Raw genomic sequence first — 20,010 nt, 5'->3', positions numbered from 1 at the left:
GTCCCGCTCAGTGCTCGGGCTCCACGTCGTCCTCCTCGAAGACCAGCAGGGTGCGGGTGCTCAGCACTTCGGGGATGGACTGCAGGCGGGTGAGGACCAGCTCCCGCAGGGCGCGGTTGTCCGGTGTGTGCACCAGGAGCAGGACGTCGAAGTCGCCGCTGACCAGGGCGATGTGGGAGGCGCCGGGGAGCGCCCGCAGGTGCTCGCGCACCGTGCGCCAGGTGTTCTGGACGATCTTCAGCGTGATGTACGCGGACGCACCCTGGCCTGCGCGTTCGTGGTTGATACGGGCCCCGAAGCCCCGGATGACGCCGTCGTCGATGAGCCGGTTGATGCGCGCGTAGGCGTTGGCCCGTGACACATGGACGCGCTCGGCCACGGAGCGTATCGACGCGCGACCGTCCGTGTGCAGGATCTGCAGGATGTCGCGGTCGATGGCGTCCAGGGGGCGGGGATCCGCGAGCCGGGGTTCGGGGGCCCGTGGATCCGGGATCCGGGGCTCCGCGCGGTCGGTGTCGTGCCCGTCGGCCATTCGTTCAGATGCCATGTCCCCCCGCCTCCCTACCATGGACGTACTGCATCCATACCAGGCTGTGCAGAACCGTTTGTCCACAGCCTGGAGGCGCCTGTAGCCAAAATGTGCCGACGACCGAACAATCGGTAGGTGAGGCGCATCACCCACCGCGCCTCTTTTGCCGCTCCTCACGAGGAGACCGCTTCCCCCCAGGAGGTGCCGTCATGACGGTCATGGAGCAGCGGGGCGCCTACCGGCCCACCCCGCCCCCCGCTTGGCAGCCCAGGACCGATCCCGCGCCGCTGCTGCCGGACGCGGAGCCCTACCGGGTCCTCGGCACCGCGGCCGCGGAGAAGGCCGACCCGGGGCTGCTGCGCCGGCTGTACGCGGAGCTGGTGCGCGGGCGCCGCTACAACACGCAGGCGACCGCCCTCACCAAGCAGGGCAGGCTCGCGGTCTATCCCTCCAGCACCGGCCAGGAGGCCTGCGAGGTCGCCGCCGCGCTCGCCCTGGAGGAGCGCGACTGGCTCTTCCCCAGCTACCGGGACACGCTCGCCGTGGTCGCCCGCGGTCTGGAGCCCGCGAGCGCGCTGACGCTGCTGCGCGGCGACTGGCACACCGGGTACGACCCGCGCGAGCACCGCATAGCGCCCCTGAGCACTCCTCTTGCGACCCAGCTCCCGCACGCCGTGGGCCTCGCGCACGCCGCCCGCCTCAAGGGCGACGACGTGGTGGCGCTCGCCATGGTCGGCGACGGCGGCACCAGCGAGGGCGACTTCCACGAGGCGCTGAACTTCGCGGCGGTGTGGCAGGCCCCCGTGGTCTTCCTCGTGCAGAACAACGGCTTCGCGATCTCCGTGCCGCTCGCCAAGCAGACCGCCGCCCCCTCCCTCGCGCACAAGGCCGTCGGGTACGGCATGCCGGGACGCCTGGTGGACGGCAACGACGCGGCGGCGATGCACGAGGTCCTCGGCGAGGCGGTCGCCCGCGCGCGCCAGGGCGGCGGGCCCACGCTCGTCGAGGCGGTCACCTACCGGATGGAAGCCCATACGAACGCCGACGACGCGACGCGCTACCGCCAGGACTCCGACGTGGCGGCCTGGCGCGACCACGACCCGATCCTGCTCCTGGAGCGGGAGTTGACGGAGCGCGGGCTCTTGGACGACGACCTGAAGCGGCAGGCGGCCGACGACGCCGAGGCCATGGCGGCGGACCTGCGCGAGCGCATGAACCAGGACCCGGTGCTCGACCCCATGGACCTCTTCACGCACGTGTACGCCGAGCAGACCTCCCAACTGCGCGAGCAGGCGGCGCAGTTGCGGGCAGAGCTGGAAGCCGCCTCGGAAGAGGCCGAGGAGGAAGCGCGATGACCACGGTCGCGGCGAAGCCGGCCACCAAACCGGCCACCATGGCGCAGGCGCTCGGGCGGGCGCTGCGGGACTCCCTGGCGGAGGACCCCGCCGTGCATGTCCTCGGGGAGGACGTCGGGGCGCTCGGCGGTGTCTTCCGGGTCACCGACGGGCTCGCGGCCGAGTTCGGCGAGGACCGCTGCACGGACACGCCGCTGGCCGAGGCGGGCATTCTCGGGACGGCCGTCGGCATGGCGATGTACGGGCTGCGGCCCGTCGTCGAGATGCAGTTCGACGCCTTCGCCTACCCCGCCTTCGAGCAGCTGATCTCGCACGTCGCCCGGATGCGGAACCGCACGCGGGGCGCCCTGCCGATGCCCCTCACCGTGCGCGTGCCCTACGGCGGCGGCATCGGTGGCGTCGAGCACCACAGCGACTCCTCCGAGGCGTACTACATGGCGACCCCGGGGCTGCACGTCGTCACCCCCGCGACGGTCTCCGACGCGTACGGCCTGCTGCGCGCCTCCATCGCCTCCGACGACCCCGTCGTCTTCCTGGAGCCGAAGCGGCTGTACTGGTCCAAGGCCGACTGGAACCCGGACGCTCCGGAGGCGGTGGCGCCGATCGGCCGCGCGGTGGTGCGGCGGCCCGGCCGCAGCGCCACGCTCATCACGTACGGCCCGTCCGTGCCGGTCTGCCTGGAGGCGGCCGAGGCCGCCCGCGCGGAGGGCTGGGACCTCGAAGTGGTCGATCTGCGCTCGCTGGTGCCCTTCGACGACGAGACGGTCGCCGCGTCCGTGCGGCGCACCGGCCGGGCGGTCGTCGTGCACGAGTCGGGCGGTTTCGGCGGCCCCGGCGGCGAGATCGCCGCGCGCGTCACCGAGCGCTGCTTCCACCATCTGGAGGCGCCGGTGCTGCGGGTCGCGGGCTTCGACATCCCGTACCCGCCGCCGATGCTGGAGAAGCACCACCTGCCCGGCGTCGACCGGATCCTGGACGCGGTCGCGCGGCTGCAGTGGGAGGCGGAGAGCTGATGGCGCAGGTGCTCGAATTCAAGCTGCCCGACCTGGGGGAGGGCCTGACGGAGGCGGAGATCGTCCGCTGGCTCGTCGAGGTCGGTGACGTCGTGGCGGTGGACCAGCCGGTCGTCGAGGTCGAGACGGCCAAGGCGATGGTCGAGGTGCCGTGCCCCTACGGAGGCGTGGTCACGGCCCGCTTCGGCGAGGAGGGGGTGGAACTGCCCGTGGGAGCGCCCCTGTTGACGGTCGCCGTCGGCGCCCCCACCGAGGACGGCGCCCCGTCCCGTGCGGGCGCCCCGCGGGACGCCGGGACCCGCGCCCCCGAGGAGCCCGCCGAGCGGGCCCTGCAGACGGCCGCCGAGGAGTCCTCGGGCAACGTGCTCGTGGGCTACGGCACGGCGGCGGCGCCCGCCCGCCGCAGGCGCGTACGACCCACGCAGCCCGTACCGGCCGTGCCCGTACCTGGCGTGACCGATTCCCTGCCCGCCGTGCCCGCCGGGACCGATCCCGTGGCGGCCGTGCCCGCCGTGGCCGATCCCGTGGCGACGGATCCTTCGGCCCCGCGACCCGGCGGTGGTCCGATCCCGGTGATCTCCCCCCTCGTCCGCAAGCTGGCCCGGGAGAACGGCGTGGACCTGCGGGAACTCGCCGGTTCCGGGCCGGAGGGGCTGATCACCCGGGCCGATGTCGAGGCCGCCCTGAAGACCGGCTCCGCGGTGCGGACCGGCCGGCCGGACCCGGTGGGCCCAGCGGTCCGCGACTCGGGTGACCGTGCCGGGGGCCACGCGGTCCGCGACTCGGGTGGCCGTGCCGGGGGCGAGGCGGTGCGTGAGGACGACGAGCTGATCCGCGCGGGGCACGCCGAGGACCGGCGCCGGGTCGCGGAGGGCCATGAGACGCGGCACGCGGGCGTGGAGTCCCGGCACCCGCTGACCGGCATCCGGGGCCTGGTCGCGGACAAGCTGTCCCGCAGCCGGCGCGAGATACCGGAGGCCACCTGCTGGGTCGACGCCGACGCCACCGAACTGCTCGCGGCCCGCAGGGCCATGAACGACGCGATGTCGGACCGCGACGGCGCCCGGATCTCGCTGCTCGCGCTGTTCGCGCGCATCAGCGTGGCCGCGCTGCAGCGCTTCCCGATGCTCAACTCGTCCGTGGACATGGAGGCGCGCGAGGTCCGGCGGTTCGCCGACATCCATCTCGGCTTCGCCGCGCAGACCCCCCGTGGCCTGGTCGTCCCCGTGGTCCGGCACGCCCAGACGCGGACCACCGGCTCGGTCAACGCGGAGCTGATCCGGCTCACGGAGGCCGCGCGGGAGGGCACGCTCACCCCGGGGGAGCTCACCGGCGGGACGTTCACGCTCAACAACTACGGGGTGTTCGGGGTCGACGGTTCGACGCCGATCATCAACCACCCCGAGGCGGCGATGCTCGGGGTCGGCAGGATCGTGCCCAAGCCGTGGGTGCACCAGGGCGAGTTGGCGGTGCGGCACGTCGTCCAGCTGTCGCTCACCTTCGACCACCGGGTGTGCGACGGCGGCGAGGCCGGCGGCTTCCTGCGCTACGTGGCGGACTGCGTCGAACACCCGGCGGTGCTGCTGCGGTCGGTGTGAGCGGGCCCGCCCGGACCCGGCCCGCCCGGACCCGGCCCGAGCGGGTGGGCCTGCGGGGGCCCGCGCCGGTCCCCGCACCCGTTCCCCCGGCCGTTCCCGTGACGTAAGTCCCCGGTCCGCAGGGCCTTTCGCGGGGGTGGCAATGATCCTTCGCAGGCCCATACTCGGAGGGTGACCACGAACGAGGGCCGCCCGACCGGCAGCGGCGAGCCGACCGGCAACGAGGGCCCGGCCGTCACCGCCGAGCCCCGCATCACCGCCGGAACCGACGCCACCGTCGAGCTCCACGGCACCGCCGAGCTCCACGGAACCGTCGACTCCGTCGAGGCCCACGGCACCGTCCCGCCCCCCGCCGGGGTCGGGCCGTACGACGCCGTCGTGCTCGCCGGAGGCGGTGCCGCCCGGCTCGGCGGCGCGGACAAGCCGGGCGTGCGGGTCGGGGGCCGGGCGCTGATCGACCGGGTCCTCGCGGCCTGCTCCGGCGCCGGGACCACCGTCGTCGTCGCGGCGCCGCGCCCGACCGCGCGGCCGGTCCTGTGGGCCCGCGAGGAACCCGCGGGCGGCGGCCCGCTCGCCGCGCTCGACGCGGGCCTGCGGCACACGGCGGCGGAGCACGTGCTGGTGCTCTCCGCCGACCTGCCGTTCCTGGGCGGCCCGACCGTGCGCCGTCTGCTGACCGCGCTGCGCGAGAGCGGTGCGGACGGGGCGGTGCTCACCGACCCCGGCGGCCGCGACCAGCCCCTGGTCGCCGCCTACCGACGCGCCGCCCTGCGCAGGGAGATCGACGCGCTCGCGGCCGACGGCGGACTCACCGGGCGCCCGCTGCGGCTGCTCACCGCCCGGCTCGGACTCACCCGGGTCGCCGACCCCGTCGCGGCTTTCGACTGCGACACCTGGGACGACATCGCCGCCGCCCGGGCCCGCATCAGGGAGCATGGCAACGTGTTGGATGAATGGATTTCCGCAGTCAAGGACGAGCTGGGCATCGACCTGGACGTCGACACCGGCGCCCTCCTGGACCTCGCCCGCGACGCCGCGCACGGCGTGGCCCGCCCGGCGGCCCCGCTGACCACCTTCCTCGTCGGCTACGCGGCGGCGCAGGCCGCCGCGCGGGGCACGGCCGCCGACGGGCCCGAGGCGGTGGCCGAGGCGACCCGCAAGGCCGCGGCGCTCGCGGTCCGCTGGGCGGCCGAGGACCAGGCCGAGGACCAGGCCGAGGACCAGGCCGAGGACCAGCCGGGCGCCAAGCCGGGCGCCGCGCCCGACGCCTCGCCGGGCGCCGCCCCGGGAACGCCCCCGGACGCCGGATGACCGGGCACTCCGCCTCGGACGCCGAGCTCGACGAGGCGCTCGCCCTGGTGAACACGCACCCCCCGAAGGGCAGCACCACCCCCACGGACCGCACCCCCGCGGACCGCGCCGACCGCACCCCCGCCGACCGGACCCGCACCGACCGCACCCCCGAGCCCCCCACCGCTCCCACCGCCGCAGCCCCTCCCACCGCCGCAGCCCCTCCCACTTTTCCCACTTCTCCCACCTCTCCCGCCCCCGCCCCCACCGACGCCGCGCACCGCGACCCCTCCGCCTGGCCCGCCGCGCGCGCCCGTGCCGAGCGGGCCGTGCCCGGGCCGGCGGCCGAGCCGGTCGCCGTCCCCCTCGACCGCGCGCTCGGCCTGATCCTCGCCGTGCCGCTCGCCGCCCTCACGGACCTGCCCTCCTTCGACACCTCCGCGATGGACGGCTGGGTCGTCGCCGGGCCGGGGCCCTGGGATGTGCGGGCCGACGGGATCCTCGCCGGGCACGCGCGCCCGGACGCGCTCGGCGACGGCGAGGCGGTCCGGATCGCGACGGGGGCCCGCGTCCCGCAGGACGCCACCGCCGTGCTCCGCAGCGAGCACGGCCGCCTCGACGAGAAGGGCAGGCTGCACGCCCTGCGCGAGATGGTCACCGGGCAGGACATCCGCCCGCGCGGCCAGGAGTGCCGTTCCGGCGACCGGCTCCTGCCGCACGGCGCCCTGGTCACCCCCGCCGTGCTCGGCCTGGCCGCGGCCGCCGGGTACGACACCCTGACGGTGTTCCGCAGGCCCCGCGCCGAAGTCCTCGTCCTCGGCGACGAGTTGCTGACGCACGGCCTCCCCCGCGAGGGCCTCATCAGGGACGCGCTCGGCCCGATGCTGCCGCCCTGGCTGCACGCGCTCGGCGCCGAGGTCACCGCCGTGCGCCGCCTCGGGGACGACGCCGAGGCGCTGCACGCCGCGCTCTCCTCGTCCACCGCCGACCTCGTCGTCACGACCGGCGGCACCGCGTCGGGCCCGGTCGACCACGTCCACCCCACCCTGCGCAGGATCGGCGCCGAGCTGCTGGTGGACGGGGTCGCGGTCCGCCCGGGGCACCCCATGCTGCTGGCCCGCATCGGGCGCGGACGGCACCTCGTCGGCCTGCCCGGCAACCCCCTCGCCGCGGTCTCCGGCCTGCTGACACTGGCCGAACCGCTGCTGCGCACGCTCTCCGGGCGCGCGAGGGGCTGCGGCGGCCCCTCGACGTACACCGCTCCCCTGCGCGACGCGGTGCACGGCCACCCGCACGACACCCGCCTCGTCCCGGTCACCCTCCGCGCCGAGCAGGCCGTTCCGCTGCACTTCAACGGCCCGGCGATGCTGCGCGGCATCGCGGCGGCCGACGGTCTCGCGGTCGTGCCGCCCGGCGGGGCGCGGCAGGGCCGGGAGCTGGAGATCCTCGATCTGCCGTGGGCCGTGCCGGAGGTCGGCACCGGCACCGGTACGACGGGTCTGTACGGTGGCCCGGTCACGGGGGACGCGGACGGGGCCGGTGCCGGGGAAGGCACGGGCGCGGGGTCCGGACCCGGAGCTGGAGCACACGTAGACGGCGAGGAGCGTTTCACGTGAAACTTCCCGGGCATGACGCCATCGCGCGTCACCCCGAAGAGCAGCACACGAAGTACCGGATCAAGCTGCCCCAGCGGAAGGTCGAGCGCCCGCTGCGGCAGGTCACCCGCCGTCTGGCGATGGCGCTGCTCGTGCTCGCCCTGACGACGTTCATCGTCTGGATCGACCGCAGCGGTTACCACGACAACTCCGACGACCACGTCGACTTCCTGGACTCCGCGTACTACGCGACGGTCACGCTCTCCACCACCGGCTACGGCGACATCGTTCCGTACAGCGACAGCGCCCGGCTCACCAACATCCTCCTGATCACGCCGCTGCGCGTGCTCTTCCTGATCATCCTGGTCGGCACCACCCTCGAAGTGCTCACGGAACGGACCCGCGAGGAATGGCGTCTGTCCCGCTGGAGGTCCAACTTGCGTGAACACACTGTTGTCGTCGGCTTCGGCACGAAGGGCCGGTCGGCGATCCAGACGGTCTGTGCGACCGGACTGAAGCCGGATCAGATCGTGGTGGTCGACCCCAGCGCGAAGGTCGTCGAGGCGGCCACGGCGGAGGGGTTCGCGGGCGTCATCGGCGACGCGACCCGCAGCGACGTGCTGCTGCGCGCGGAGGTGCAGCGGGCCCGCCAGATCATCATCGCGACGCAGCGGGACGACACGGCGGTCCTGGTCGCGCTCACCGCACGGCAGTTGAACCGCGGGGCGAAGATCGTGGCGGCGGTGCGCGAGGAGGAGAACGCGCCGCTGCTGCGCCAGTCCGGCGCCGACTCGGTGATCACCAGCGCGAGCGCGGCCGGGCGGCTGCTCGGTCTCTCCGTGCTCAGCCCGAGCGCGGGCATGGTCATGGAGGACCTGATCCAGCAGGGCAGCGGGCTCGACCTGGTCGAACGGCCGGTCATAAAGTCCGAGGTCGGCCTGAGCGCGCGGGAGACGGAGGACCTGGTGGTGTCCGTCGTCCGCGGACACCGGGTGCTCGGTTACGACGATCCGGCGGTCGGCAAGCTGCAGTTGACGGACCGTCTGATCACGATCGTCCGGGCCTCGCCCGGCACGGCGGTGGCCCCGGACCTGAAGCCGCTGCCGCCGAACTGAGCCGACGGACGCCCCGGGGCTCGTACGCGACCCCGGGGCGTCGTCCTGCCCGCCCCCTCCGCGCCCACAGCGTCCGCGCGGTGCGGCCCCTCCGCGCCCACAGCGTCCGCGCGGTGCGGCCCCTCCGCCCACCCGCCCTCCGCCCCCCGGCCGCCCACCCCGTACATCTGCCGTCGCCGGGGCACGCGAGTAGCCTCGGCCGCATGTATGCGATCACGATCCCCGAACCCGGCGGCCCCGAAGCGCTCGTGTGGGCCGAGGTGCCCGATCCCGTGCCCGGCGAGGGCGAGGTGCTGGTCGAGGTGGTGGCCGGCGCCGTGAACCGCGCCGATCTGCTGCAGCGGCAGGGCTTCTACAATCCGCCGCCCGGCTCCTCCCCGTACCCCGGCCTGGAGTGCTCGGGCCGCATCACCGCGCTCGGCACCGGCGTCTCCGGCTGGTCCGTCGGCGACGAGGTGTGCGCGCTGCTGTCCGGCGGCGGATACGCGGAGCAGGTCGTCGTGCCGGTCGGCCAGCTGCTGCCCGTGCCCGAGGGCGTCGACCTCGTCACGGCGGCCGCGCTGCCCGAGGTCACCTCGACGGTGTGGTCCAACGTGTTCATGATTTCCCACCTGCGCCCGGGCGAGACGCTCCTCGTGCACGGCGGGTCCAGCGGCATCGGCACCATGGCGATCCAGCTCGCCAAGGCCGTCGGCGCGAAGGTCGCGGTGACGGCGGGCACGAAGGAGAAGCTGGCGTTCTGCGGGGAGCTGGGCGCGGACATCCTCGTCAACTACCGCGAGCAGGACTTCGTCGAGGAGATCGCGCGGGCCACGGACGGGGCCGGCGCGGACGTCATCCTCGACAACATGGGCGCGAAGTACCTGGACCGGAACGTGCAGACCCTCGCCGTCAACGGCCGGCTCGCGATCATCGGCATGCAGGGCGGCGTCAAGGGCGAGCTGAACATCGCCGCGCTGCTGAACAAGCGGGCGGCCGTCACCGCCACCTCGCTGCGTGGCAGGCCGGCCGCGGAGAAGGCCGCGATCGTCGCGGCGGTGCGGGAGCACGTGTGGCCGCTGATCGGCGGCGGGCACGTGCGGCCCGTCGTGGACCGGACGGTCCCGATGAGCGACGCGGCGGCCGCGCACCGGATCCTGGAGGAGAGCAGCCACATCGGAAAGGTGCTGCTGACCCGCTGACCCGCTGACCCGCTGACCCGCTGAGTCCGGCCGATCCCGGCCGCCCCGCCCCACCCCTCCCGAGCCCCGCCCCACCCCTCCCGCGCCCGTCCCGAGCCCCCTCCCGCCCCACGTCCACGGCCGAGATGCCGGATTCCTACCGCTATGTGACGCTGGTCACTGGTGTGGCGATCCTTCTTGATCTTGGTGACGACGACCCGGCAGCGGGAGGGGGCCTGCGGTGACTTCTTTCCGGCCCGGACGCCTCGTCCTCGTGGTGGCGGCCTTCGTCGCCCTGCTCGCGACGGGCGTCCCCGACTTCGTCTCGTACGCCGCCGAACCCTCCCGCAAGAACCCCGTCACCACCGTCGACGCGACCTCCCGGGCCGGGAGCCGCGCGGGCGAGGGACGGGAGCGGCCGGGCCGTACCGACCTGCCGGGCACGCTGCCGCCGCCCTCGACACCGCCCCCCGTCCGGCCCCCGCCGAAGCCGAAGCCGAAGCCGGTCCCGGTCCGGCACCGGGACACCGCGGTCGAGCCCACCGGTCCGCTCCCCGCCGACACCTCGCTGTCGAACCTCCGGGTGCTGCCGCTGGGCGGCGGACTCGTCCTGATCGGCCTGGGCCTCGGCTTCCTCGGCCTCCGGCTGCGCCGTGGCTGAGGGCCGCGCGAGGGTGGATCAGCCGGGAATGGGGGCACCACCGATGTGTGACGCACGGGTGCGAGAGAATGGCGGCATGGAGATGCCGAGGAACGAACGGTCGCCGGAGAGCCCCCAGGTCCTGGTCGTGGGCCAGGACGGAATGGCTCTCGGTGGTGGCGGAGACGACGAATCCCGCGAGGTTCCGGTGACGGAGATGGTCGAGCAGCCGGCGAAGGTCATGCGTATCGGCAGCATGATCAAGCAGCTGCTGGAGGAGGTGCGGGCGGCTCCTCTCGACGAGGCCAGCCGGGTCCGCCTCAAGGAGATCCACGCCAGCTCGGTCAAGGAGCTGGAGGACGGCCTCGCCCCCGAGCTCGTCGAGGAGCTGGAGCGGCTCTCCCTGCCCTTCACCGAGGAGGCGACGCCGAGCGACGCGGAGCTGCGCATCGCGCAGGCCCAGCTGGTCGGCTGGCTGGAGGGGCTGTTCCACGGGATCCAGACCACGCTGTTCGCCCAGCAGATGGCGGCGCGCGCCCAGCTGGAGTCGATGCGCCGGGCGCTGCCGCCGGGCGTGGGCGGCGGCGACGAGGACGACGAGACCGGCGGCCTCGCCGGCCGCTCGGGCGGCCCCTACCTGTAGACCGTCCAGACCGTCCGCACCACCGCGGTCCGTACGACGGTCCGTACGACGGTCCGTACGACGGTCCGTACGACGGTCCGTACGACGCGGAGGGGCCCGGTACGCATCGCGCGTACCGGGCCCCTCCGCGTTCCGGGACCGGTCAGGCCGGGTTGCCCGTGGAGATGTCGAACTGGATGTCGAGACCCTTCGGGTCGACCTCCGTGCCTTCCTTCGGGGTCTGCCGCATGACGGTGTCCTTGCCGTACGCGTTCTCGTTGATCATGCGCTTGTCGTAGCTCCAGCCGGCGGCCTGCAGGCACGACAGGGCCGACTTCCAGTCCTTGAACGTGAAGTCCGGGACCTTGATCTTGTTCTCGTCGTTGTAGCCGACCTCGGGGTCGGTGCACTTCTCGGTGTCGATCACGTTGTTGCGATCGGGCCCCTTGTACCCCGCCACCGGCTGCTTCGACTTGTCGCCGGAGCCTTCCTTCTTGTCGTCGTCCCCGCCGCTCATGGTCAGCGCGGTGACCAGTCCGCCGATCGCGATGAGCGCGACGACGATCGAGCCGACGACGACCGGCATGTTCCGCTTGCGGTTCCCCGGGCCGCCGGAGCCGCCCGGGGACGCCGCGGTCGCGGGCTGCGGCGCGAGGTTGTACGGCGGCGGGGTGTGCGCGCCCTGCTGCGGGGCGTAGGCGTTGTGGGGCGGCGGGGTCTGGTAGCCCTGCTGCGGGTAGCCGTAGCCCGGGGTGGGCGCGGGCGTCGGGGCCGGGGTCGGCGGGCCGTACGGACCGGGCTGGTACGGGGTCTGGACGCTGCCGTTCTGCGGGAGCGAGGTGTCGACGGGCGGGAAGACCGCGGCGCCGACGCCCGCGCCGCTCGCCGTCTGCGCGCCCGGCACGATGCTGGGGGCCGCCGCCTGGAAGGACTGGGCCACGCGCAGGCACTCGTCCCGCATCGCCTCGGCGGTGGGGAAGCGCTCGTTCGGGTTCTTCTTGAGCGCGCGGGCGACGATCGCGTCGACCGCGGGCGGCAGGGCGCGGTTGATCGAGGAGGGCGCGACCGGCTCCTCCTGGACGTGCGCGTACGCGATGGCGAGCGGCGAGTCCGCCTCGAACGGCAGCCGCCCGGTCACCAGCTGGAAGAGCATGATGCCGACGGAGTAGAGGTCGGAGCGCGCGTCCACGCCGCGACCCAGGGCCTGCTCGGGGGAGAGGTACTGCGGGGTGCCGACGACCATGCCGGTCTGGGTCATGGAGGTGACGCCGGACTGCATGGCGCGGGCGATGCCGAAGTCCATGACCTTCACGACGTTGCGCTTGGTCATCATCACGTTGCCGGGCTTGATGTCGCGGTGGACCAGGCCCATCTCGTGGCTGATCTCCAGGGCCGCGAGGACGTCCGCGGTGATCTTCAGCGCCTGGTCGCTGGGCATCGCGCCGGACTGCGCCACGGCGGCGTCCAGGACGGAGCCGAGCGGCCGGCCCTCGACGTACTCCATGACGATGTACGGCATCGTCGTGCCGTCCAGGTCGTCCTCGCCGGTGTCGAAGACCGACACGATGTTGGTGTGCGTGAGCTTCGCCACCGACTGGGCCTCGCGGCGGAAACGCTCGCGGAAGGACTGTTCGCGGCCGAGTTCGGTGTGCAGCGTCTTGATGGCGACCTGCCGGTCGAGCACGGTGTCGTACGCCAGGTGCACCGACGCCATGCCGCCTTCGCCGAGCAGATCACGCAGTTGGTAGCGGCCGCCGGCCAGCGAACGCCCCGCGTACCGCCCCTGTGCGCCGTCCTGGCTGCTCATCTCGTGCGTCCCCCATCGGCGCGGCTGCCGGACGGCTCCGCGGCTGGTGATCGATTTACCGCCTATTCCAGGCCAAGTCTGCCCGAGGACGATGACGCGTCAAGCTCGGTGCCCGTTCCGTGACCGTACGCGCAAGAAGCGTCTCGGAAGCGTTACAAGTTTGCGCACGGGACCCCGGGACCGCTTTGATGACCGGTCCACGTCGGACCGGTGGGTGGCGCGAAGGCTGTAGCGTGGCCCGACGGAGTACCCCGTTCGCGACGTACTCAGCACCAAGTACCACGACCAGAAACGACGGCGAGGACTGATGGCACAGACGCAGCGCGCTCAGGGCCCGTCCGACCCCGAGGCGTCTGGCGGCGGTATGTCAGACGCGCCTGAATTGTGGGGCAACGGCGGGCTCGTCGGCGACGGCCGGTACCGGCTGACCCACAGACTCGGCCGGGGCGGCATGGCCGAGGTGTTCGCGGCCGAGGACGTACGTCTCGGCCGCACCGTCGCGGTCAAACTGCTCCGCTCCGACCTCGCGGAGGACCCCGTCTCCAAGGCGCGTTTCACGCGCGAGGCGCAGTCCGTCGCGGGCCTGAACCACCACGCCGTGGTGGCCGTGTACGACTCCGGTGAAGACGTCGTCGGGCCGAACGTGGTCCCGTACATCGTCATGGAGATCGTCGAGGGCCGGACGATCCGCGATCTGCTGATCAACGCGGAGGCCCCGGGCCCCGAGCAGGCCCTGATCATCGTGTCCGGCGTCCTGGAGGCGCTGGCCTATTCGCACCAGCACGGCATCGTGCACCGCGACATCAAGCCGGCGAACGTGATCATCACCAACACCGGCGCGGTCAAGGTGATGGACTTCGGCATCGCGCGCGCCCTGCACGGCGCGCAGTCGACGATGACCCAGACCGGCATGGTCATGGGCACGCCCCAGTACCTCTCCCCGGAGCAGGCGCTCGGCAAGGCCGTCGACCACCGCTCCGACCTGTACGCGACCGGCTGTCTCCTCTACGAACTCCTCGCGCTGCGGCCCCCGTTCACCGGTGAGACGCCGCTCTCGGTCGTCTACCAGCACGTCCAGGACCAGGCCGTACCGCCGTCCGAGGTGTCGGACGCGGCGCCGCCGGAGCTGGACGGGCTGGTGATGCGCTCGCTGGCCAAGGACCCGGACGACCGGTTCCAGACCGCCGAGGAGATGCGCGGCCTCGTCCAGTACGGGCTGCAGATGCTGCACGAGCAGGGCAGCCACACGGGCACCTGGAACACCGGGCCCGTGGAGATGCACGAGGGCGGCAACACGCCGGCCATGGGGGTCGCGGGCACCACCGCGATGGCCCACCCGGACTCCGGGACCGCGCAGATCCCCAGCCCGATGCTGCGCCCGCCGGGTGACGACGGCGGCTTCGACGGCGGTCACCGCGGCGGCAAGGGCGGCGGCCGCGGCAAGATGTGGATCTTCGCCGTGCTCGCGGTCATCGCCATCGCGGTGGGAGTGGCGTTCGCGGTGGGCGCGGGCGACACCAAGGACAAGAAGGACCCGCCGAAGTCTCCGGCCACGAAGCAGTCCGAGTCCAAGAAGCCGAGCAAGAGCGCGGAAGAGGACCCGACGGACGAGGAGACGGAGCCGGGCACCGACACCGGCGGCCAGACGGACTACACCTCGCCGACGAACCGGCCGACCGGGCCGACCCGGCCGACGAACCGGCCCACCCAGCCGACGAACGAGCCGACGACGCCCACGCAGGACCCGACGACGCCGACCTCGAAGCCGTCGGAGCCGACCGAGGACCCGCCGGAGCCGACCGACGACCCGACGGACCCGGGCGAGGACGACGCGGGCGCCGACAACGGCGGCGCGGGCGACGGCCTCTGAGCCCCGCCCCCCGATCTCCGACGCCACAGGGCCGGACCGCAGTGCGGTCCGGCCCTGTGGCGTTCCCGGAGGTCCGAGCGGGATCCGGGCGAGGTCCGAATGGGGTCAGAGCATGTGCTGGAGCAGCCGGTCGTGCCCGGCCCGCAGGGTGTGCACGGTGGTGAACTGCGGCTCTATCCGCAGGTAGACCGGGTCGAAGAGCTCCCCGTCCACGAAGTGCGGTCCGGGGCCGAAGAGTTCGAGCTCCGCGGTGGTCGGCTCGATCGCCTCGCAGACGCCGACCAGCTGGACCGTCCACTGGCCCTCGCGGGCGTCCGCCGCGTTGAGGTTGTCCGCGCCGTACGCGACGACGCTGCCGATGCAGGCCTGGTGGTAGCCGTACCCCCGGTGCATGCGCAGCAGGATCTTCCCGTCCACGACGATGTGCCGGGACGCCGCGAGGAAGGGCAGCGCGCGCATGCTGGTCGCCACCCGGCCGTAGTCGGTGCGGCTGAGCAGTTCGAAGGCGAGCTGTTCGTCGGTGGGCATGACCCCCACCTTGGTTCATGGACGCGGTGTCGGGAAAGGGGATCCCGCCCCCACAAAGCGAGGACGTAAGTCCCTCAACCGAGGGGCGCTCCTTGCCGTCCGCCCCGGGCGGACCACTCCGCCCGGGCCGGGGAACGCGTCAGTGCTTCTCCGCCTGCATGCGCGCCACGTACGCGGCGGCCTGGGAGCGGCGCTCCATGCCCAGCTTGGAGAGCAGGCTGGAGACGTAGTTCTTGATCGTCTTCTCGGCCAGGTGCAGCCTTTCGCCGATCACGCGGTTGGTCAGGCCCTCGCCGATCAGGTCGAGGATCTTCCGCTCCTGCTCGGTCAGGTTGGCCAGCCGGTCGTCGCCCTTGGGGTTGTTGCCGTCGCGCAGCCGCTCCAGCACCCGGGCGGTGGCCACGGGGTCGAGCAGCGACTTGCCGGCGGCCACGTCACGGACGGCGGTCAGGAGCTCGTTGCCCCGGATGGCCTTGAGGACATAGCCGGAGGCCCCGGCCATGATTGCGTCGAAGAGGGCCTCGTCGTCGGCGAACGAGGTCAGCATCAGGCACTTGATGTCCTCGTTCTGCGAGCGGATCTCGCGGCACACCTCCACGCCGCTGCCGTCCGGCAGGCGCACGTCGAGCACGGCCACGTCGGGCCGTGTCGCCGGGATCCTGACCAGGGCGTCCGCCGCGGTACCCGCCTCGCCGACGACCTCGATGTCGGACTCCACGGAGAGCAGCTCATGGACTCCACGCCGGACCACTTCGTGGTCGTCGAGGAGAAATACCGTAATTTTTCCGTCTTCGCGCACGAAGCCAGTCTCACACACGTTCTCTTTCCGTGCCCGGGCGGAACCCTTCCAATGCGCGGGGTGGCCGGGATAACGTGCCGGTGTTCCGGCCCCCTGCCAGGCTGTGATCAGTGCTGTGACCAGGAACTGTTCCCGACTTTCTCGATTTACTCGGAAATCCAAGCAGTCAGATACTTGGAAATCCAAGCAAATTCGCAGGTCAGACGGGGTTTCACAGAAATGGGAAGCACTGGGTAACGTGCTTTGTGCAGGGAGCTCGCCGGGGCACCTGTCACGCCTGTTCCCGGCCGAGTCGTACCCACCCCGTGCGCGGGCACGGAGCAGGCGAGCCGCTCCCCCGAGCTCTGGAAGAGCAGGGGGGACCCCCAGTTCCCGGTAATCCCGGGGGCCGGACCGACGGAGGAGCACACGTGACCGTGGAGAGCACCGCCGCGCGCACACCGCGCCGCAGCAGTACCGGCGGCGGGAAGCGCGCGAGCGCCAAGAAGCCCGCGCCGCAGAAAAGCACGGAGCCCGAGCTCGTACAGCTGCTGACCCCCGAGGGCAAGCGGGTCAAGCACGCGAAGAACGCCGTGTACGACGCGTACGTCGCGGACATCACCGCCGAGGAGCTGCGCGGCCTCTACCGCGACATGGTCCTCACCCGCCGCTTCGACTCCGAGGCCACGAACCTCCAGCGCCAGGGCGAGCTGGGTCTGTGGGCCTCGCTGCTCGGCCAGGAGGCCGCCCAGATCGGCTCCGGCCGCGCCACCCGTGACGACGACTACGTGTTCCCCACGTACCGCGAGCACGGCGTCGCCTGGTGCCGCGGCGTCGACCCGACGAACCTGCTCGGCATGTTCCGCGGCGTGAACAACGGCGGCTGGGACCCGAACAGCAACAACTTCCACCTGTACACGATCGTCATCGGTTCGCAGACGCTGCACGCCACCGGCTACGCCATGGGCGTCGCCAAGGACGGTGCCGACTCGGCCGTGATCGCGTACTTCGGCGACGGCGCCTCCAGCCAGGGCGACGTGGCCGAATCGTTCACCTTCTCCGCGGTCTACAACGCCCCGGTCGTCTTCTTCTGCCAGAACAACCAGTGGGCGATCTCCGAGCCCACCGAGAAGCAGACCCGGGTGCCGCTCTACCAGCGCGCGCAGGGCTTCGGTTTCCCCGGTGTGCGGGTCGACGGCAACGACGTGCTCGCCGTCCTCGCCGTGACCAAGTGGGCCCTGGAGCGGGCGCGCACGGGCGAGGGCCCGGCGCTCATCGAGGCGTTCACCTACCGCATGGGCGCGCACACCACCTCCGACGACCCGACCAAGTACCGCAGGGACGAGGAGCGGGAGGCCTGGGAGGCCAAGGACCCGATCCTGCGGCTGCGGGCCTACCTGGAGTCCGAGGGGCACGCCGACGAGGGGTTCTTCGCGGAACTCGACGAGGAGAGCGAAGCGTTGGGCAAGCGGGTGCGTGAGGTGGTGCGGGCGATGCCGGACCCCGACCTGATGGCGATCTTCGAGAACGTGTACGCGGACGGCCACGCGCTCGTGGACGAGGAGCGCGCCCAGTTCGCCGCCTACCAGGCGTCGTTCGCGGACGCCCCGGCGGGCGGAGAGGTCAAGTAACCATGGCCGTACAGAAACTTCCCATCGCCAAGGCGATCAACGAATCGCTGCGCACGGCCCTGGAGGCCGACCCCAAGGTCCTCATCATGGGCGAGGACGTCGGCAAGCTCGGCGGCGTCTTCCGTGTCACGGACGGCCTGCAGAAGGACTTCGGCGAGGACCGGGTCATCGACACCCCGCTCGCCGAGTCGGGCATCGTGGGCACGGCCATCGGCCTGGCCCTGCGCGGCTACCGCCCCGTGGTGGAGATCCAGTTCGACGGCTTCGTCTTCCCGGCGTACGACCAGATCGTCACGCAGCTGGCGAAGATGCACGCCCGCGCGCTCGGCAAGATCAAGATGCCGGTCGTCATCCGCATCCCGTACGGCGGCGGCATCGGTGCCGTCGAGCACCACAGCGAGTCGCCCGAGACGCTCTTCGCGCACGTGGCGGGCCTCAAGGTGGTCTCCCCGTCCAACGCGGCGGACGCCTACTGGATGATGCAGCAGGCCATCCAGAGCGACGACCCGGTCATCTTCTTCGAGCCGAAGCGGCGCTACTGGGACAAGGGCGAGGTCGACAAGGACGCCGTCCCCGGCCCCCTGCACCGGGCCGTCGTGGCCCGGGAGGGCACCGACCTGACCCTCGCGGCGTACGGCCCGATGGTGAAGGTCTGCCTGGAGGCGGCCGCGGCCGCCGAGGAGGAGGGCAAGTCCCTGGAGGTCCTGGACCTGCGCTCGATGTCGCCCGTCGACTTCGACGCGGTGCAGGCCTCGGTGGAGAAGACGCGCCACCTCGTCGTCGTACACGAGGCCCCGGTCTTCCTGGGCACCGGCGCGGAGATCGCCGCGCGCATCACCGAGCGGTGCTTCTACCACCTGGAGGCGCCCGTGCTGCGGGTCGGCGGCTATCACGCGCCGTACCCGCCGGCGCGTCTGGAGGAGGAGTACCTGCCGGGTCTGGACCGGGTGCTCGACGCCGTCGACCGCTCGCTTGCGTACTGAGGAGAGGGGCGTGACGACGATGACTGACATCGCTCCGGCCGAGTTCAGGATGCCCGACGTGGGCGAAGGGCTCACCGAGGCCGAGATCCTCAAGTGGTACGTCCAGCCCGGTGACACCGTCACCGACGGCCAGGTCGTGTGCGAGGTCGAGACGGCCAAGGCGGCGGTCGAGCTGCCCATCCCGTTCAACGGCACCGTGCGCGAGCTGCGCTTCCCCGAGGGCACCACGGTCGACGTCGGCCAGGTGATCATCTCGGTCGACGTGTCGGGCGGGGCGGCCCCGGCCGCGCAGGCCGCTCCGGCCGCCGGGATCGCCCCGGGCCCCGAGACCCCGGCCCCCGCCGCCCCGGCGGAGGAGCCCGTCAAGGAGGGCCGCACGCCCGTGCTCGTGGGCTACGGCGTCGCCGAGTCCTCGACGAAGCGCCGGGCCCGCAAGGCCGCGGCCGGCGGGGCCTCCGCGGCCGCGCCCGAGCCGGTGGCACCCGCGCCCGAGCCGGTGGCACCCGCACCCGCTCCCGCCCCGGTGAACGGGCACAACGGCACCCGGCCGCTCGCCAAGCCGCCGGTGCGCAAGCTCGCCAAGGACCTCGGCGTCGACCTGTCGACGGTCACCCCGTCCGGCCCGGACGGCATCATCACCCGCGAGGACGTGCACGCGGCCGTGGCCCCGGCCCCCGCCGCCCCGGCCCCGCAGGCGCCCGCCCCCGCCGCCGAGCCCGCCCCGGCCGCCGCGTCCGCCCCGGTGGGCGGCACGGACGCCCGCGAGACCCGTATCCCGGTCAAGGGCGTCCGCAAGGTCACCGCGCAGGCGATGGTCGGCTCGGCGTTCACCGCGCCGCACGTCACCGAGTTCGTCACGGTCGACGTGACGCGCACGATGAAGCTGATCGAGGAGTTCAAGCGGGACGCCGCCAAGTACGGCCTCGAGGGGCTGCGGGTCAATCCGCTGCTGCTCATCTCCAAGGCCCTGCTCGTGGCGATCAGGCGCAACCCGGACGTGAACGCCGCCTGGGACGAGGCCCGTCAGGAGATCGTCCAGAAGCACTATGTGAACCTGGGCATCGCCGCGGCCACCCCGCGCGGTCTGATCGTGCCGAACATCAAGGACGCGCACGCCAAGACCCTGCCCGAACTGGCCGAGTCGCTCGGCGAGTTGGTGGCCACGGCGCGCGCGGGCAAGACGTCGCCCGGCGCCATGCAGGGCGGCACGGTCACGATCACGAACGTCGGCGTCTTCGGCGTCGACACGGGCACCCCGATCCTGAACCCCGGCGAGTCCGCGATCCTCGCCGTCGGCTCGATCAAGCTCCAGCCGTGGGTGCACAAGGGCAAGGTCAAGCCCCGTCAGGTGACGACGCTCGCGCTCTCCTTCGACCACCGCCTGGTGGACGGCGAGCTCGGCTCCAAGGTGCTCGCCGACGTGGCGGCGGTCCTCGAGCACCCCAAGCGGCTGCTCACCTGGGCGTAGCGCCTGCCGCAGGCACAAGAAAAGGGGG

General features: G+C 72.8%; 17 protein-coding genes. 13 read left to right on the top strand and 4 right to left on the bottom strand.

The annotated features are described in order from the left end of the window. Positions 1-7: 7 nt before the first annotated feature. Positions 8-547, bottom strand: coding sequence for an Lrp/AsnC family transcriptional regulator (locus ACFYXE_RS17310; protein WP_389313217.1), 540 nt, complete (start codon positions 545-547; stop codon positions 8-10). Between the two features lie 191 nt (positions 548-738). On the opposite strand from ACFYXE_RS17310, the gene pdhA (ACFYXE_RS17305) reads away from it, so the two are divergent. The 9 genes from pdhA (ACFYXE_RS17305) to ACFYXE_RS17265 all read left to right on the top strand — a co-directional run bounded on the left by pdhA (ACFYXE_RS17305) (position 739) and on the right by ACFYXE_RS17265 (position 10,938). After that, positions 739-1,884 carry a pyruvate dehydrogenase (acetyl-transferring) E1 component subunit alpha gene (gene pdhA, locus ACFYXE_RS17305; protein ID WP_389313215.1) on the top strand — a complete coding sequence of 382 codons (1,146 nt, stop codon included), beginning with the start codon at positions 739-741 and terminating at the stop codon, positions 1,882-1,884. After that, positions 1,881-2,897 carry an alpha-ketoacid dehydrogenase subunit beta gene (locus ACFYXE_RS17300; RefSeq protein WP_389313213.1) on the top strand — a complete coding sequence of 339 codons (1,017 nt, stop codon included), beginning with the start codon at positions 1,881-1,883 and terminating at the stop codon, positions 2,895-2,897. Before pdhA (ACFYXE_RS17305) ends, ACFYXE_RS17300 begins: the two co-directional genes overlap by 4 nt. Next, complete coding sequence (locus ACFYXE_RS17295; RefSeq protein ID WP_389313211.1) at positions 2,897-4,495, top strand: dihydrolipoamide acetyltransferase family protein; 1,599 nt, start codon at positions 2,897-2,899, stop codon at positions 4,493-4,495. Before ACFYXE_RS17300 ends, ACFYXE_RS17295 begins: the two co-directional genes overlap by 1 nt. 378 nt (positions 4,496-4,873) lie before the next feature. After that, positions 4,874-5,806 carry an NTP transferase domain-containing protein gene (locus tag ACFYXE_RS17290; protein WP_389313656.1) on the top strand — a complete coding sequence of 311 codons (933 nt, stop codon included), beginning with the start codon at positions 4,874-4,876 and terminating at the stop codon, positions 5,804-5,806. Further along, positions 5,803-7,401 carry a molybdopterin molybdotransferase MoeA gene (locus tag ACFYXE_RS17285; protein WP_389313209.1) on the top strand — a complete coding sequence of 533 codons (1,599 nt, stop codon included), beginning with the start codon at positions 5,803-5,805 and terminating at the stop codon, positions 7,399-7,401. Before ACFYXE_RS17290 ends, ACFYXE_RS17285 begins: the two co-directional genes overlap by 4 nt. Beyond that, positions 7,398-8,495 (top strand): potassium channel family protein, encoded by a 1,098-nt coding sequence (locus ACFYXE_RS17280; protein ID WP_361172574.1) that lies wholly within the window; start codon positions 7,398-7,400, stop codon positions 8,493-8,495. Before ACFYXE_RS17285 ends, ACFYXE_RS17280 begins: the two co-directional genes overlap by 4 nt. Positions 8,496-8,698: 203 nt before the next feature. Beyond that, positions 8,699-9,676, top strand: coding sequence for an NAD(P)H-quinone oxidoreductase (locus tag ACFYXE_RS17275; protein ID WP_389313207.1), 978 nt, complete (start codon positions 8,699-8,701; stop codon positions 9,674-9,676). A 220-nt stretch (positions 9,677-9,896) separates the two neighbouring features. Next, on the top strand, positions 9,897-10,316 hold the full coding sequence (locus tag ACFYXE_RS17270) for a hypothetical protein (RefSeq protein ID WP_389313205.1): 420 nt from the start codon (positions 9,897-9,899) through the stop codon (positions 10,314-10,316). 76 nt (positions 10,317-10,392) lie between these two features. Beyond that, complete coding sequence (locus ACFYXE_RS17265; RefSeq protein WP_361172565.1) at positions 10,393-10,938, top strand: bacterial proteasome activator family protein; 546 nt, start codon at positions 10,393-10,395, stop codon at positions 10,936-10,938. A gap of 142 nt (positions 10,939-11,080) precedes the next feature. On the opposite strand, the gene ACFYXE_RS17260 is transcribed toward ACFYXE_RS17265, so the two are convergent. Beyond that, complete coding sequence (locus ACFYXE_RS17260) at positions 11,081-12,724, bottom strand: protein kinase (RefSeq protein WP_389313203.1); 1,644 nt, start codon at positions 12,722-12,724, stop codon at positions 11,081-11,083. A gap of 307 nt (positions 12,725-13,031) precedes the next feature. On the opposite strand from ACFYXE_RS17260, the gene ACFYXE_RS17255 reads away from it, so the two are divergent. Continuing rightward, entirely contained in the window at positions 13,032-14,594 is a 1,563-nt protein-coding gene (locus ACFYXE_RS17255; protein ID WP_361181066.1) for a protein kinase, read from the top strand. A gap of 105 nt (positions 14,595-14,699) precedes the next feature. Here the strand turns inward: ACFYXE_RS17255 and ACFYXE_RS17250 are convergent, their stop codons facing one another. Both ACFYXE_RS17250 and ACFYXE_RS17245 read right to left on the bottom strand, forming a co-directional pair. Further along, positions 14,700-15,122, bottom strand: a complete 423-nt coding sequence (locus ACFYXE_RS17250) for a pyridoxamine 5'-phosphate oxidase family protein (protein WP_389313201.1) — start codon at positions 15,120-15,122, stop codon at positions 14,700-14,702. 139 nt (positions 15,123-15,261) lie between these two features. After that, entirely contained in the window at positions 15,262-15,921 is a 660-nt protein-coding gene (locus ACFYXE_RS17245; RefSeq protein WP_361181064.1) for a response regulator transcription factor, read from the bottom strand. Positions 15,922-16,331: 410 nt separating this feature from the next. On the opposite strand from ACFYXE_RS17245, the gene pdhA (ACFYXE_RS17240) reads away from it, so the two are divergent. From pdhA (ACFYXE_RS17240) to ACFYXE_RS17230, 3 genes are read left to right on the top strand one after another with little or no spacing between them, the layout of a single operon-like run. Continuing rightward, on the top strand, positions 16,332-17,531 hold the full coding sequence (pdhA, locus tag ACFYXE_RS17240) for a pyruvate dehydrogenase (acetyl-transferring) E1 component subunit alpha (protein WP_361181063.1): 1,200 nt from the start codon (positions 16,332-16,334) through the stop codon (positions 17,529-17,531). A 2-nt stretch (positions 17,532-17,533) separates the two neighbouring features. Next, positions 17,534-18,514, top strand: coding sequence for an alpha-ketoacid dehydrogenase subunit beta (locus ACFYXE_RS17235; protein WP_389313198.1), 981 nt, complete (start codon positions 17,534-17,536; stop codon positions 18,512-18,514). 19 nt (positions 18,515-18,533) lie between these two features. Then, the gene (locus tag ACFYXE_RS17230; protein WP_389313654.1) at positions 18,534-19,982 is read left to right on the top strand and encodes a dihydrolipoamide acetyltransferase family protein; all 1,449 of its coding nucleotides are present in this window, start codon (positions 18,534-18,536) and stop codon (positions 19,980-19,982) included. The last annotated feature ends 28 nt before the right edge of the window (positions 19,983-20,010 follow it).

This window comes from Streptomyces sp. NPDC002564 (assembly GCF_042889645.1).
In the GTDB taxonomy this organism is placed as follows: domain Bacteria; phylum Actinomycetota; class Actinomycetes; order Streptomycetales; family Streptomycetaceae; genus Streptomyces.
Note: the sequence above shows the minus strand (reverse complement) of the source record. Positions and strands in the feature narration are given on the sequence as shown.

What these genes read in the sequence shown, in the direction of transcription:
- ACFYXE_RS17310 (WP_389313217.1), bottom strand. Translation starts at nt 547, where the DNA reads ATGGCATCTGAACGAATGGCCGACGGGCACGACACCGACCGCGCGGAG.
- pdhA (WP_389313215.1), top strand. Translation starts at nt 739, where the DNA reads ATGACGGTCATGGAGCAGCGGGGCGCCTACCGGCCCACCCCGCCCCCC.
- ACFYXE_RS17300 (WP_389313213.1), top strand. Translation starts at nt 1,881, where the DNA reads ATGACCACGGTCGCGGCGAAGCCGGCCACCAAACCGGCCACCATGGCG.
- ACFYXE_RS17295 (WP_389313211.1), top strand. Translation starts at nt 2,897, where the DNA reads ATGGCGCAGGTGCTCGAATTCAAGCTGCCCGACCTGGGGGAGGGCCTG.
- ACFYXE_RS17285 (WP_389313209.1), top strand. Translation starts at nt 5,803, where the DNA reads ATGACCGGGCACTCCGCCTCGGACGCCGAGCTCGACGAGGCGCTCGCC.
- ACFYXE_RS17275 (WP_389313207.1), top strand. Translation starts at nt 8,699, where the DNA reads ATGTATGCGATCACGATCCCCGAACCCGGCGGCCCCGAAGCGCTCGTG.
- ACFYXE_RS17265 (WP_361172565.1), top strand. Translation starts at nt 10,393, where the DNA reads ATGGAGATGCCGAGGAACGAACGGTCGCCGGAGAGCCCCCAGGTCCTG.
- ACFYXE_RS17260 (WP_389313203.1), bottom strand. Translation starts at nt 12,724, where the DNA reads ATGAGCAGCCAGGACGGCGCACAGGGGCGGTACGCGGGGCGTTCGCTG.
- ACFYXE_RS17255 (WP_361181066.1), top strand. Translation starts at nt 13,032, where the DNA reads ATGGCACAGACGCAGCGCGCTCAGGGCCCGTCCGACCCCGAGGCGTCT.
- ACFYXE_RS17250 (WP_389313201.1), bottom strand. Translation starts at nt 15,122, where the DNA reads ATGCCCACCGACGAACAGCTCGCCTTCGAACTGCTCAGCCGCACCGAC.
- ACFYXE_RS17235 (WP_389313198.1), top strand. Translation starts at nt 17,534, where the DNA reads ATGGCCGTACAGAAACTTCCCATCGCCAAGGCGATCAACGAATCGCTG.
- ACFYXE_RS17230 (WP_389313654.1), top strand. Translation starts at nt 18,534, where the DNA reads ATGACTGACATCGCTCCGGCCGAGTTCAGGATGCCCGACGTGGGCGAA.